The following is a 15,046-nucleotide window of genomic DNA, read 5'->3' as shown; positions in this document are numbered from 1 at the left end:
TTAACTTTGTACTGCTTATATTAGGAATTTAAAGAAACAATATGTACAATTCTCCCACTACATTTGTATAGTGGCTTTTATGAACAGCAAAATTTACAATTTACAAGGAGAACATTTTATGAGTAAGAGAATAAAAGAATTAGATTCCATACGAGGGTTAGCAGCACTTACCGTGGTATTTGGACATTTTTGTTTAATGCTACCATCGTTGCCTAATTCTATTAAATTTTCCCCGCTTAGGATTTTATGGGCGGGTGGAGAAGCTGTAATCGTTTTTTATGTACTCAGTGGTTTTGTGTTATCTATGGCACTTTACCATTCAAAAACAAATTATTGGGGATATTTAATTAAGAGATTTGTAAGAATCTATATCCCTTATTATTTTTGGATAATCATTACCTTTGCTTTATTTATTTTATTTTCACCGTATGAAGTGGTAGGACTACGGGATTGGTTCTATGATAGGTGGCAAGGTTCTATAACAAAATTAGATATTATAAACCATTTTGTGCTTCTTAATAACTTTTTTACGGAAAATTATAATCCAGTTATCTGGTCATTGGCTCAAGAAATGCGTATATCTATTGTGTTTCCTTTCTTATTCCTTCTTTTTTATAAACTGAGTTGGAAGAAAACGATACTATTTGCTTTGAGCTTTTCTTTAATTAATGTTTTTCTTAATATGTTGCATATTGGGAAAGCTGAGGGGTTTTATAATGGTTATGCTGATACACTGCATTTTACATCTATGTTTATGGTTGGGATGTTACTTTTTAAACATCAGGAAAAACTTATCTACTCATATAGGAATATGAAAAAAATTAATAAAGGATTTCTTATTGCACTAGGGGTTATTTTATATTTATATTCCATTTTAATTTATGGTATTTCCCGTAATGATACTACTTTCTTATTAAAAGATTGGGGTGTCGTAATGGGTGTTAGTATATTTATTATAATGGCCATGAGTAACCTAAAAGTAAAAGCATTTTTAAATAAGAGTGTGTTTGTATATTTAGGAGAAATTTCATACAGTATCTATTTGTGTCATTTTCCAATCATGATGGTACTATTTAAACTTTTGTATACAAAGATATCTATCTTATTCCTTCTTACTTTGTGCATTACAATGACACTCCTTTTTTCTATAGTTTCGTATCATTTAATCGAAAAGAAATGTATCAACTGGGCAAAACAAAGAACAACAAATTTTTTGAAAAAAGTATAATGACTAGAGAGATTTTATCTCTTTAGTAAATATACGAATATGACCGATTCCTAAGTATATTGGGAATCGGTCAATTTTGGATTCTAAATGTAAATATAGTAAAGTGGAATATAATTGAAATCAAAAAACACTTAGAAATAACAATTACGTTGTGAGCTATTGTATAGTATAGATATGGTTAAAAATAAAGGGGGACTACATATGTGGAAGCGATTTGTAGCGATTGGTGATAGTTTTACAGAGGGAATAGGGGATGAAGTAGAGGGAATTGCATTAAAAAGCTGGGTAGATCATTTTGTTCAACTGTGTGAAAACGATATAGAATATGCCAATTTTGCAAAGCGTGGGTTAGTAACTAAAGAAATTCGCTCGCAGCAATTGGAAAAAGCATTAACTTTTAAACCAGATTTGGTTAGTCTAATTGCAGGTGCAAACGACGTTTTAAAAGGACGTTGGAATCATAATGCATATAAGAATGATATGGAATTTATGATAAATACATTAAGTAAAACAGGTGCTGATATTATGATAGCAAATCTTCCGGATTTTACAGTAAGGCTTCCTTTCGCTTCTGAAAAAAAACAAATAATAAAGGAACAATTATTAGAGGCAAATGATGTTATATGTTCACTGAGTAGAGAGTATAAGCTTCATCATGTTGACTTTTGGAGTCATCCTTTAGTTAATGACAATACGCTTTGGTCTAAGGATTTAATTCATCCAAACTCAAAAGGATATGTAAAAGTTGCTGAATTGATTTTTAGTAGTGTGCTTGTACAGAAGACAGAATAATAGTTTGCAATGTAACGAATACCATATTAATTGTATTAAGCTATATTTTTTAGTAAATGGAGAGGACTAAAAATTTAACAAACAAAGCGTATCTACACTATTTTTCTACAGAAGTGTACAAATGCAGAATCATAAAGAAAGATCACTTATGGAAATAGGTGGTCTTTATACGTTTTTATAACTAAATTAATAATGTATTGCTAAAAATTTCGCATTACATAAAAATTAAGTTCTCTTATAGAAAAACGGATTTTATATTATCTTAAAATATATTACATTTTACAAAAAACTCGTAATAATGTTATATAATAACATATTTGAATTATTTTTCGGACATTTACCCTAATTGTGAATAATGTGTAATTTTTTTGAAGTATAAATGTCCAATAAATTAAATAGGTGATAAGTGCGGAAGTATTAATACTATATTATTCAATATAATTGTTTGGTATGATTTGTGGATTTGGTTTTTTATCCAAATTTTTTTACTCGAATATTAAACCTTATTAATATAGTAGGTGGAAAAGTTGTGTGATAGTATTTGATATAGAAAAAAGCCAGCGCTGAAAAGGATGTGATTTGAATGTGCAAACAACTGTAAATGATTATTTTAAGGTAATGTTTAGTTGTTATTAGTGTAAAGAAAATTCCTTCTCTTTCAAAGAATTCATCCATTGAATAAAGTTAATTCTGCCATACGTATCACATGAAATGAAACGTTTTTAATAACATTTGGATATATTTCAATATACTTCCGATACTATAACAGATTAAAAATTTATCTATTGGAGGTATATAATGGAATATCCATTTCGTAACTTAGTATTTGAAGGTGGCGGAGTAAAGGGAAGCGCTTATATCGGTGCCATCCGTGCACTAAATGAAGAAGGGATTTTACCAGAAATACAACGATTTGGAGGGACTTCAGCGGGAGCGATTACTGCATTACTTTTAGGTCTTTCCATTCCATTCGCAGATCTTGTAAAAATCCACAAAGACATGAATTTCAAAGCGTTTAAAGATGATGATTTTTCGATTGTACAAGATAACATTCGTTTATGTTTTGATGGTTTTGGTATCTAAAAAGGGGGGTTCTTTACTGAGTGGGTAGGAAACATCGTTGAAAAGTGGACAGGGAATAAGGATACAACCTTTCAGCAGTTGTATGACAAAACAGGAAAAGACGTGTTTTTCCAAGGAACGAACGTTTCTACACACCAGCTTCGTACGTTTTCTCGCGAAACGACACCTGATGTCCCGTTAGTAGCTGCTGTGCGGATTTCGATGTCGATCCCATTCTTTTTTAAATCTGTGGAATGGGATAAAGATTATTATGTAGACGGAGGTGTACTCGATAACTACCCAATTCGTTTATTTGATCGGAAAAGTTTTGTGAATAAAGAAGAACACTTCACGACCACAGATACGATTGACGAGGTTAATAAACTGGTAAGCAATACGGAGGATTATTCTACATTAAGAAGCTTACACACGAAATACAATGCATCTTTCTTTGATCCTGCAGATGAAATTGTCTACAACAAAGAAACACTAGGTTTCCGTTTAGAATCTCAGGCCGAGATTGCCATGTTAAAACAAATCGCAACTTCAACAGAACATCATATTGGCCATTCTCTTATTCATTTTGCATGGAATTTGTCTCAAACCATGATCAAAGGTCATGAGAGCGGAAAAACAACCAAAGAAGATGCTGCCCGCACTGTATTTATCAATACATTCTTTACGCCGTCGTTTAATTTTGATATCACAGAAGAAGAAAAGAAAACACTCATGAATTCAGGTTATACTTCGACTAAAGACTATCTACATCAGTTTAATACGTCTGAAGTAAAATTGTTTAATCGACCATAAAGCCGAGTGCAATGCACTTGGTTTTTTTCAATTACCCTGTAAATTTGCTGTTTTTTTAATTGATTATACAATATTCTATTTACTATTCTTCAGTGAAAATCTTAAAAAATAAATTTTTAATCCTTGGAGTATCCTCAGTAACAAATATTTACAACTGTAACTGAATTCTCCCTTGATGTTCCACCTAATGTGGTATCTATTACTACACCATATACAGTGAAAATTTGAACATATGCTGGATATGCAACATGTCGGAATGTTTACATTTAATCTATCATTTATTTACATCTCTCCGTATTACAACAAAACTGTCATACATTTTTACTTAAATTTAATTGAAAAACAGGATGATGGAGAAGAGAAGGTAAATATATAAATAAGAAGATAGTATATATATAGGGGGGAACTAAAAATAACGAAATTCATTTTATATAGAAAAAACCAGGATGATTTTAAAAAGTTATCCTGGTTTTTTCTTGAATACACATAATTATCCATATTTCATTAAGTTAATTTGAGCTAATTATAAGTTAGCAGAATTTTTATCTATTCCAGCCGTGATAGTGTTAATAACAGTATATAATTTGTAGAATTAGTTTATAGAAATTATAAAACTATTTTTCATTAGATGTATCTAATTGATGATTGATTACAGTGCTGGACTTATTATTTATAAGTATATAAATCCAACCTATGAATGATAGAATTACTGGATAGAAAATCGCCCAACCACTAAATGAGTATACAAAAATACATATAACTAGAGACAGGAAGGCCATCCACCAACCTATATCTGTAACTTTTAATAACTTAAGAGCAGCTAGCATTGTAAAAATATATGAGGTAATAAAAATTACACTAGGGCCTTTTAGAAGCATCTCTAAATTTGGTCGTGCTATACCATAAAAAATTAAAATACAACTAAAAATTCCGCCTAAAACTAGCAAAACCCTAGTTGGAGTTTGGGATTTAGAATGTAATTTAGTAAAGAAGGAAGGGAAATGTCCTTCTCTAGCTTGGGCGTAAATCATTCTTGAAAAACCTGCAATGAATCGCCATCGTTATTTGGAACGTATCCTTTATGTTAAGATTGGTAAAAGAAGTTCGTTTTTTTTGACAATTAATATTAATGCGAGTTATGTAATCAATATACTTAAATGGTTTTATATTTCATTTATGTATTTCTTTTCGTCTGAATGAATTATTTATTACAACAGGTTTTCCGTCCAAAATAAAATGTTCTAAAAAAGGACAATATAAGTATCTTTATAATGATTTTCTAATATAATCAAGGTGTTAATGAAAGGAAATCTGTGCTATTTTTAATTTTTTACTAACTAATACAGCTTCAAATAAAGGACACAATTGCTACATGCTAAGTGTAATTTATTATCCATTCAAGATTCTGTTTATTCGATCTTTCTAAAAATAAAAAAAGATTAAACTCATAAATATACAAGTTATAATGAGGGCGTCTAGAGATAGTTTATTACCGCTAGATAAAATATCAAACCTAGTTTTGGTGCAAAAATTCTAAAGACCTTACAAGTAACTTTCTTAAATTGGACATACTGATATGATTTGATTACTCTACAAAGGATGTGTAATTAGAAAGGAAATTTATTTAACATCAAAAGAAAGCGTTAACAACGAGAATTTGTTTTGAATTAATTATTCTAATAACTTAGTTTCAACTGCAATTAAAATCATAAATTATGGGGGTGCATATATGAACATGAATGTAGCATCTATTAAAGAAAAAAAGGTTGTTAAATACAAAAGTTGTTTTGATGTGATTGGGCCCATAATGATAGGTCCTTCAAGTTCACATACTGCAGGTGCTTTGTCTATTGGAACAGTTGCTAATAAATTATTTCAAGGTCTTCCAAAAAAAGTTGTGGTAACGTATTATGAATCATTTGCTGAAACCCATAAAGGTCACGGAACTGATTTTGCAATAATTGCTGGTATATTAGGCTTTGCTGCAGATGACAGTAAAGTGCCAGATGCTATTAAAATAGCAGAATCTAAAGGGATTGACATTACTTTTATTGAAAAATCAGGTGATAGTCCTGCCGGTCATCCAAATACGGCAGATGTATATGTAGAGGATGACAGTCGAAGTATTAGAACGATGGGTATTTCGGTCGGCGGTGGATTGATTGAAGTCAAATATGTTGAAATTGATGGATTTAGCTTAGAACTGCAGGGGCCATTGCCAGTTGTTATTGCGATTTCAGAAAGAGCTGACTTTGAATTTGTCTTACGCAGGATCTTTAAACAATATGATGTTGAAATTAACAACTTTCATAGTTTGAAAGATAAAACAAAATATTTATATGCATTCGCTTTGGATTCGCTATTGCCTGGTAATGCTCAGGAGGAATTAGGGAATTTAAGCAATATAGCTAATCTTATTATTCTTTAGTTACATTAAGGAGTGAAAAAATATGTATATGGCCATAAAAGAAATTGTGGATGCAGCTAATAAAAGACAAAAGCCAATTTATAAATTAGCAATTGAACAGGAAATCGAACAAACTAAAATTTCTTATGAAGAAGTTTGGAGTAAAATGGAACGAAATTTAGCGACTATGCAAAATGCTATAAATAAAAGTATCGAGGGCGACGGTGTATTTTCTCCTACCGGTTTAACCGGAGGTGATGCAGTTAAAATTAAAAACTATCGAGAAAATAGGAAAACTCTTTCTGGAGATTTGATGGTGTTAGGGATTCAAAGTGCTATCGGTGTTAATGAAGTAAATGCTGCATTAGGAGCTATTTGTGCAACTCCAACAGCAGGTGCGAGTGGGACGATTCCGGGAGTCCTATTTAGTATTAAAGATACGTTGCAGTTAAGTCATGAAGATATGATACATTTTCTATTCACATCAGCGTTATTTGGAACGATAGTAGCAAACAACGCTTGTATTTCAGGAGCGTATGGAGGATGTCAAGCTGAAGTAGGCAGTGCCTCAGCAATGGCGGCTGCAGCTGCGGTAGAAGCTGCAGGTGGAACGCCACAGCAATCTTCTGAAGCTTTTTCGATTGCATTACAGAATTTACTCGGTTTAGTTTGTGATCCGGTCGCTGGTTTGGTAGAAATTCCTTGTGTAAAGAGAAACGCCATTGGAGCGACAAATGCTTTAGCAGCAGCGGACATCGCATTAGCCGGCGTAAACAATATCATCAATGCTGACGAAGTTATTGAAGCGATGTATAGAGTTGGAAGACAGATTCCTCGCGAATTAAGAGAGACAGGTTTAGGTGGAATTGCGGCTACACCTACAGGGATTGCTATTAAAAATAAAATATTTGGGGAGAAACAATCAAATCAATAAACAGTTACCGTCTGTATTGTGAAATGGTTAACAATCTATTCTCTATTGTTCGCTTAAGGATTTCTGGATATTGGGAATTATCAATAATATATCCTACTATATAATTGAAACATTTTGTAAGTGGTAACAAACTCTTCAGGTTGATGCTTCGTTAATTTTTTGAGTCTGATCAACTTAGAAGAAGGATATACGATGTGGCGCACTTTATAAACAAAAAGAACGGTCTATATTCCTATACCTTAAATAAAGACGTAAGAATAGGAAACAAGGAGGAATTATTATATGAATGGGAATACTGCAAAAAACATAGAATTTCAAGCTGATAATACAGCAGTAAAAAATGAAAAATATCTAGACCCTAAAAAATGGCATAAACAGGATACTACCTGGGCATTGAGCCTTTTTGGAACAGCAATTGGAGCAGGGGTACTCTTTTTACCGATTAATGCAGGTTCAGGTGGTTTATTATCATTGCTGTTAATTACCATACTTGCATATCCAGTTATGTACTACTCACATAGGGCGCTTGCTAAAATGATTTACGCTTCGAATTCTGCCGATGAGGGGATTACAGGTACAATAAGAGAATATTTCGGAAATAAAGCAAGTATCATTTTTAACATTGTATATTTCGTCTCCATTTATACGATCGTGCTGATGTACTCGGTCGCACTTACAAATACTGCAAGTAGTTTTATTGTACACCAATTGCACATACCGGAGCCTCCAAGGGCTATTTTATCACTTGTATTAGTACTCGGTCTTATCACTATACTAAATTTTGGTCAGGATATTACTGTAAAGATAATGAGCATGCTAGTATATCCTTTCATTGCTTCCCTACTTTTTATTGCAATATCTTTAATTCCACAATGGAATACTTCAATGCTAAGTTTTTCAAGTGTTTTTACTGCTTCAACTGGAACAGGGTATTTCGGAACGATTTGGATGATACTACCAATCATAGTATTCTCGTTTAATCATTCTCCTATGATTTCGTCATTCGTTATGAAACAGAGAGCTACGTATGGAATAGACGCTACTGATGCCAAGTGTGCCCAAATACAAAAAGTTTGTTATATCATCACATTCGCTGTTGTTATGTTCTTTGTTTGGAGCAGTACTTTAAGTTTGACTCCAGATGATCTTAAGGTGGCAAAAGAACAGAACTTGTCAATCCTATCATATCTTGCTAATGAGCTTAATTCACCAGTAATCACGATTGCAGCTCCTATCATTGCGTTTGTGGCTATTACAAAGTCTTTCCTTGGCCATTATATAGGAGCGTATGAGGTAATGCGTGACATGATTATCAAGTCCAGTAAAAAACGTGGGAAAGATATAGGAGAAAAAACAGTTAAGACAATGATTCTTACTTTTGTTGTATTAACATGCTGGTATGTTGCTTATACAAATCCAAGTATTCTTGGAATCATTGATGCCCTTAGCGGTCCGTTAGTCGCTGCTATCTTATGTCTATTACCGATGTATGCGATTCGTAAAGTACCAGTACTAGCAAAATACAGAGGGAAAATGAGTAATGTATTTGTAATTATTATAGGGATACTTACTGTTCTAGCAAGTATTAAGTCATTATTTTAATCTACTGTAGTTAGTTCTGATGCAAAAATCGTGTGATATGGAAAAAAGAAAGATTCTTATCGGAACTGAATTCTATATTTTTGATTTAAAGAGATCATGGTTTTGGACAAACTCCTCATCTTGGAGAGTTTGTCTTTTTTAATTATATGCATAACTTTTATCGTTTTAGCCAAGAAGACCCCTTCCTCAAGGAACGTAGAGTGAGTAGGTGGGAGATGAATTAGCTAAAATGATAAACTGGTAACCCCATTATGAAGAAGTAAAAAAAGGGAAAACTATTGTATAACTATCAATAATTTAGGGGGCGCCAAATGAAGCATAATAAAGAAGTAACACTTGGGGATTACGTTCAATTTTCATATCGTAAAAACCCTAATTTACAATTAATGGGGTTTGTAGTGAATGTTTTACAAAATACAATTGTTGTAGATATTGCGGAAAGAATGGATATTGAGGTAGATGATGTTAGGCAAGTTGTAAAGCATGGTTATTATAATAAAGTGGTTCATAGGCAAATAAAGAATAGTGTTTCATAAAAAAGTGCTCCTATATAAATGTAGGAGCACTTTTTTATGGAGAGAATTTCCACAAAGAATTTTTTTGTCTGAGGTATACAATTTTTATATGAAAATACGTTTTGAAGATATTCTCTTATTTGTTAATTAATAATTTTTTCAATCTTTATAGCTGTTATGGATTTAAAATATTATTTATGAAAATTTCACATAATTTTATTAAAAAGAAAAATACTAATACTTGTTTTAATACTTTACTTCGAGGCATTAAAACAAATTTACTAACTACGAAACAAGGAGGCATCACTGTGGACATTCGTGAAGGATTAATTCCAACAGCTTTAGGTACAGCAGTGACCGCAGCAGGTTATGCTCTTAAACAAACTCGTGGAACTAATAAAATGATTGCAAATACAGTATTTGGTTTTGGTTTAGCTCACGTCGTTTTAGGTGTAATCGATCTTGTTGAACATCGTCGTTAGAACGAAAGGCAAGCATTGATATATGCTTGCCTTTTTGGTAGTGCATTTATTATTCATTTTTCAAAGTATGTTTGTATGACGTAATCATTATCAATGAAATTAAATAGCTACACTACAGGGAAATTAGAAAGTAAAACTTTGAGCATTGAATTTTATGAAATGAGATGGTGATGGAATGGAATTTTCTTCTGAAAGTAATACGTATCATGCTGGTGACATTGTCTATATTTTTTATCGAAATCCTCATACTCAAGACGTAGCTAATATACAAGCTGCAGCAGTTGTATATAATCCTGAAAGACCTACTGAATTAGCACTATTTCTTTACGAAACGTATTATCCACTAACAAATGAGATGGCTATATATGCTACCGAAGATGAAGCAAATCAAGCATACACTTACTATTATGGTGATATTTCAGAGGGGATGTTGGAATGAATAAGCCATTTATGCCTAAGCTCGTATATTTTGAACCTAAAGCATTAGATTATCCTTTGGGAAAAGAGCTGTTTGAGAAGTTTTCAAAGATGGATGTTGAAATTCGACATACTACTTCCCATAATCAAGTAAGAGATTTGCCAGGCGATAATGATTTTCAAAAGTATCGAGTAGCAAAATCTACGCTTGTTGTTGGTGTTAGAAAAACACTGAAATTTGATACTTCCAAGCCTTCAGCAGAGTATGCAATTCCTTTTGCAACGGGATGTATGGGGCATTGTCATTATTGTTATTTACAAACAACGATGGGAAGTAAGCCTTATATACGAACGTATGTAAATGTTGAAGAAATTTTAGATGCTGCTGATAAATACATGAAAGAGCGTGCACCTGAAGTAACAAGATTTGAAGCGTCGTGTACTTCAGATATTGTAGGAATCGATTATTTAACGCATACCCTTAAACGGGCTATTGAGCATTTTGGAGAATCAGAATATGGGAAATTGAGATTTGTTACGAAATTTCACCATGTAGATCATTTACTTGATGCTAAACATAATGGAAAAACAAGATTTCGCTTTAGTGTAAACGCTGATTATGTGATTAAAAACTTTGAACCAGGAACTTCTCCCTTAGCTAAACGAATTGAGGCAGCAGGAAAAGTAGCTAGAGCCGGATATCCTCTTGGTTTCATTGTAGCTCCTATTTACCTGCATGAAGGCTGGCAGGAAGGGTACTATCATATGTTTGAACGCCTAAATGCTGAATTACCTCTTGATGCACGGGATGATATTACATTTGAATTTATTCAACATCGTTTTACAAAGCCAGCTAAGAGAATGATTGAAAAAAACTACCCGATGACAAAATTAGAATTAGATGAAGAGAAAAGAAGGTATAAATGGGGGAAATATGGAATCGGAAAATACATTTATCAAAAAGAAGAAGAAGAGGATATAAAAAACTATCTGTATTCCTATATGAAACAGTTCTTTCCTAATGCAAAACTAGAATATTTTACATAAAAGAAAAGAACAAAATTTATTACATCATCAATCAAAAAAATTACTCACTCAGAAAGTGATATTGGTCAACAATTCGCTAATAACTCATTTGAAAAATTTATATACGAAAGTCTTTTATGTAAAAGTATGTTTCATTATGAGCTGAATCCCAACAGTTAAATAGAAAAATAAGGCGGTTGTATGAATATAAGTCCGGTATTGTACCGGGCTCATTCTTTTTAACGTTGCATCAATTCTTTTGTGAATATAATTATCTCAATCTCGCTTAAAATGTTCCATATTCTCAAATTATTTGAATTGATAGTTTTTTAGTTATTCACATTTGTAATGTAGTCTTAGAAATTTCAGAAAATCACATTCATATATTCGATGTTTTCATTATAATATAAATCGATTTCTATTTTATAATCACAAACTATATTTCTTTAATTTGAATGGTGGCAGTACCTTTTAATAGAATTTCCTCCTTGGTTTAACAAATATTTTTTTGTAAATAATATATTTGTTAAACCATTAATTAAGGGGGACTAGTATGCCGCAGGATCGAAAAGAAGAAGTTCAAAACGATACATATGAAGGAAAAGAGATTATGCCAGATAATCCACAATATCTACCACGTCATGTGCAAATGGAGCTGCCTCCCGAATTTTCTATAAATCCTCTGTTTGCCCGCAAAGGAGAATCAGTCGTTCCGCGATTTAACATGCCTGATGAAGGCATGTTACCAGAAACAGCGTATCAAATCGTCCATGATGAAATTACTCTAGATGGCAATGCACGCTTGAATCTTGCAACGTTCGTTAGCACCTGGATGGAGCCTACCGCAGAGCGGCTATATGCTAAATCATTTGATAAGAACATGATTGATAAGGACGAATATCCACAGACAGCTGAAATTGAGGAGCGGTGTGTTCGCATTTTAGCCAATCTCTGGCATTCCCCTAGCCCCCTTACAACTATGGGCGTTTCAACAACTGGATCGTCGGAAGCATGTATGCTCGGGGGGCTTGCGTTAAAGAGACGCTGGCAAAATGCACGCAAAAGAGAGGGGAAGCCGGTGGATCGGCCTAATATTGTATTTAGTTCTGCTGTTCAAGTCGTTTGGGAAAAATTCGCGAACTATTGGGAGGTTGAACCACGCTATGTAAAGGTTAGCCCTGAGCATTCCCGGTTGGATCCTCAGGGGGTCATTGCAGCCGTGGATGAAAATACGATTGGTGTGGTACCGATTCTCGGTGAGACTTATACCGGACGTTACGAACCAGTTGCTGCCATTGCAAAAGCGTTGGACGATTTACAGGAGAGGACGGGACTCGACATTCCTATGCATGTGGATGCGGCTTCGGGCGGATTTATAGCCCCGTTTCTTCAACCAGATTTAGTCTGGGATTTTCAATTGCCGAGGGTAAAGTCCATCAATGTATCCGGACATAAATATGGATTAGTCTACCCTGGATTGGGTTGGATAATTTGGAGGGAAGCTGATGATCTCCCTGAGGATCTAATCTTCCGCGTCTCCTATTTAGGCGGCAACATGCCAACTTTTGCCCTGAATTTTTCACGTCCTGGTGCACAAGTACTCCTGCAATATTACAATTACCTGCGTTTGGGGAAAAGGGGTTACTATGATGTCCAAAGGGCTTCTCAGAAAGTCGCTCTTTTTCTTAGCAAGGCGATTCAAAAGATGGAACCTTTCGAACTTTTGTCCGATGGTTCGGATATACCGGTTTTCGCTTGGCGACTGAAAAATGGTCACACATCAAACTGGAATCTTTATGATTTATCTCGACAATTGCGTGTGTTCGGTTGGCAAGTACCTGCCTATCCATTGCCTCCAAATCTAGAAGCGGTGACGATTATGCGCGTTGTGGTTCGAAATGGATTTTCCATGGATCTCGCGCATTTATTTTTGAGAAACCTCAAACAGGCTGTTGCCTTTTTGGATTCCCTGGATGGGTCTATGCCTCATGATACGAAATGTGATAATGGGTTTCATCACTAATTGGGGGCAGCTCCCGTCGTCGTTAAGTTGAGCTCAACACCCATAACTTTTCGAGCTATTCACTGGGAAGCGGTACAGAAAAGCTGATGGTTTCAACCAAGGGATACATGATGATAGGTGATGAACAAATTGATGCCAGAGGGCTTTACAATATCAAATTATACGCCCAGTTTGCAAAAATCTATTGGCTTTTCTTCCTTTTTTTCTGGTTTCGAAAGATGGCTTGAATTACATAGAGTTAATGAAGGACTATCTGTCATAAACCGAATGAAACATTTGAATTTTATTCAGATTGCCTCCCCTGAACACCTTTTTGATTAAATTTTTTTGAAAATGGATTTTTACATTTGCTATTAAAAAAAGCTTAAAGCACTTTTTTATCAATTTTTATTTCAAAGCTAAATGGACCTCTACGGTTATCATTCAAAGGAGTGAACAGTCGATTCACTCCTTACTTTTTTGTTAATAACTTTGTTGTTGATTAAAATATTTTTAAATGTATGGAACAAACTTGTTACTTAGGTTGTCTATTAAGTATTCGTATAAAACAGGTGTTTATGATAAGTTGGATGCTTGAAGAGTGATATCCGATATACTCTTTAATTTTATTGGTATGTATAACACCTAGAAAAACCATATATTCTTGAAAGAGGTTGAAAATGTATGATAGTCTTAAACAAGTTTTTTAACATTTTACATTACAAAAAGGCGGTACCTGTAGTATTTCTTTCATGTGCAACGCTTATAGGCTGTTCCGATAGTAATACTCAATCTGAATCACTTAAACAAACGAAACAAACAAATCAAATCAAACAAGAAACTACTGGTAATGATTCTTTTGCTAAACTTGAAAAAGAATTTGATGCTAAACTCGGTATTTATGCATTGGACACTGATACGAATCAAACCGTTACATATCAATCAGATAAACGGTTTGCATACGCATCTACCCACAAAGCTTTAGCTGTGGGAGTACTTTTACAAAAGAAATCAATAGAAGATCTAAATCAAAGAGTTTTGTATACTCGTGAAGATCTTGTTAATTACAATCCAATTACAGAAAAGTATGTTGATACAGGTATGACTCTGAAAGAGCTTGCAGATGCTTCCCTTCGATATAGTGATAATACTGCACAAAATCTTATTCTTAAACAATTAGGTGGACCTAGTGAATTCAAAAAATCACTGAGAGAAATAGGAGATACCGTTACAAATCCTGAACATTTTGAACCAGAGTTAAACGAAGTGCATCCAGGAGATGTACATGATACTAGTACCCCAAAGGCATTAGCTACTAGTCTTCAGGCTTTTACGCTAGGAGATGTACTTTCAACTGAGAAACGGGATTTATTAATAGATTGGATGAAAAAGAACACTACGGGAGACAGCTTAATTCGTGCTGGAGTTCCAGGAGGATGGGAAGTAGCTGATAAAACAGGCTCGGGATCTTATGGAACCAGAAATGATATCGCAATTATTTGGCCACCAAATAAAAAGCCAATTGTTCTTGCGATACTTTCTAATCATGATAAAGAGGATGCTAAATACGATGATAAGCTTATTGCAGAAGCAACCAAAATAGCGTTAGATACCTTAAAAACTACAAATAAATAATAATAGTAATTAGTTATTAAAATTTTTCTGTTTTTCCGTCACAAAACTGTGGCGGTCTTTTTATGTGTTTAAAAAAGAATCGACTTAAGTAAAGAAAAAAGATAGAAACAATCCCTATTCAATTTATTAAGTAA

General features: G+C 33.6%; 11 protein-coding genes and 2 pseudogenes. 12 read left to right on the top strand and 1 reads right to left on the bottom strand.

Annotated elements, in window-relative coordinates; translation table 11 throughout:
- The first annotated feature begins 79 nt into the window (after nt 1-79).
- The 3 genes and pseudogenes from QEP67_RS15470 (at nt 80) to QEP67_RS15460 (ending at nt 3,892) form a co-directional block, all read left to right on the top strand.
- On the top strand, nt 80-1,228 hold the full coding sequence (locus tag QEP67_RS15470; protein WP_074650369.1) for an acyltransferase: 1,149 nt from the start codon (nt 80-82) through the stop codon (nt 1,226-1,228).
- Between the two features lie 201 nt (nt 1,229-1,429).
- Nucleotides 1,430-2,020 carry an SGNH/GDSL hydrolase family protein gene (locus tag QEP67_RS15465; RefSeq protein WP_000265882.1) on the top strand — a complete coding sequence of 197 codons (591 nt, stop codon included), beginning with the start codon at nt 1,430-1,432 and terminating at the stop codon, nt 2,018-2,020.
- Between the two features lie 798 nt (nt 2,021-2,818).
- A pseudogene (locus QEP67_RS15460) lies at nt 2,819-3,892 on the top strand (patatin-like phospholipase family protein).
- A gap of 614 nt (nt 3,893-4,506) precedes the next feature.
- On the opposite strand, the pseudogene QEP67_RS15455 reads toward QEP67_RS15460, so the two are convergent.
- A pseudogene (locus QEP67_RS15455) lies at nt 4,507-4,941 on the bottom strand (amino acid permease); the annotation flags it as partial.
- Nucleotides 4,942-5,621: 680 nt separating this feature from the next.
- Between QEP67_RS15455 and sdaAB the strand changes: the two are divergent.
- The 9 genes from sdaAB (at nt 5,622) to bla (ending at nt 14,912) form a co-directional block, all read left to right on the top strand.
- Nucleotides 5,622-6,320: an L-serine ammonia-lyase, iron-sulfur-dependent subunit beta gene (sdaAB, locus tag QEP67_RS15450; RefSeq protein WP_001057008.1), complete on the top strand. Its 699-nt coding sequence runs from the start codon at nt 5,622-5,624 to the stop codon at nt 6,318-6,320.
- 22 nt (nt 6,321-6,342) lie between these two features.
- Nucleotides 6,343-7,233, top strand: a complete 891-nt coding sequence (gene sdaAA / locus QEP67_RS15445) for an L-serine ammonia-lyase, iron-sulfur-dependent, subunit alpha (protein ID WP_000281771.1) — start codon at nt 6,343-6,345, stop codon at nt 7,231-7,233.
- 282 nt (nt 7,234-7,515) lie between these two features.
- Nucleotides 7,516-8,835 carry an aromatic amino acid transport family protein gene (locus QEP67_RS15440; protein ID WP_001014204.1) on the top strand — a complete coding sequence of 440 codons (1,320 nt, stop codon included), beginning with the start codon at nt 7,516-7,518 and terminating at the stop codon, nt 8,833-8,835.
- A 311-nt stretch (nt 8,836-9,146) separates the two neighbouring features.
- Nucleotides 9,147-9,371 (top strand): DUF2187 domain-containing protein, encoded by a 225-nt coding sequence (locus tag QEP67_RS15435; protein ID WP_000682218.1) that lies wholly within the window; start codon nt 9,147-9,149, stop codon nt 9,369-9,371.
- 287 nt (nt 9,372-9,658) lie between these two features.
- Entirely contained in the window at nt 9,659-9,832 is a 174-nt protein-coding gene (locus QEP67_RS15430; RefSeq protein WP_000354585.1) for a hypothetical protein, read from the top strand.
- Nucleotides 9,833-10,007: 175 nt separating this feature from the next.
- The gene (locus QEP67_RS15425) at nt 10,008-10,271 is read left to right on the top strand and encodes a transcriptional regulator SplA (RefSeq protein WP_000396093.1); all 264 of its coding nucleotides are present in this window, start codon (nt 10,008-10,010) and stop codon (nt 10,269-10,271) included.
- Nucleotides 10,268-11,296 (top strand): spore photoproduct lyase, encoded by a 1,029-nt coding sequence (gene splB / locus QEP67_RS15420; protein WP_001039639.1) that lies wholly within the window; start codon nt 10,268-10,270, stop codon nt 11,294-11,296. Before QEP67_RS15425 ends, splB begins: the two co-directional genes overlap by 4 nt.
- A gap of 532 nt (nt 11,297-11,828) precedes the next feature.
- Nucleotides 11,829-13,298: a glutamate decarboxylase gene (locus QEP67_RS15415; RefSeq protein WP_001135429.1), complete on the top strand. Its 1,470-nt coding sequence runs from the start codon at nt 11,829-11,831 to the stop codon at nt 13,296-13,298.
- Nucleotides 13,299-13,961: 663 nt separating this feature from the next.
- Complete coding sequence (gene bla / locus QEP67_RS15410) at nt 13,962-14,912, top strand: class A beta-lactamase (protein WP_000636452.1); 951 nt, start codon at nt 13,962-13,964, stop codon at nt 14,910-14,912.
- Nucleotides 14,913-15,046 lie beyond the last annotated feature (134 nt).

This window comes from Bacillus cereus group sp. MS39, from assembly GCF_040448665.1.
GTDB classification, from domain to species: Bacteria; Bacillota; Bacilli; order Bacillales; family Bacillaceae_G; genus Bacillus_A; species Bacillus_A wiedmannii.
The sequence above is the reverse complement of the archived record's forward strand: the minus strand, read 5'-3'. Positions and strand labels throughout refer to the sequence as shown.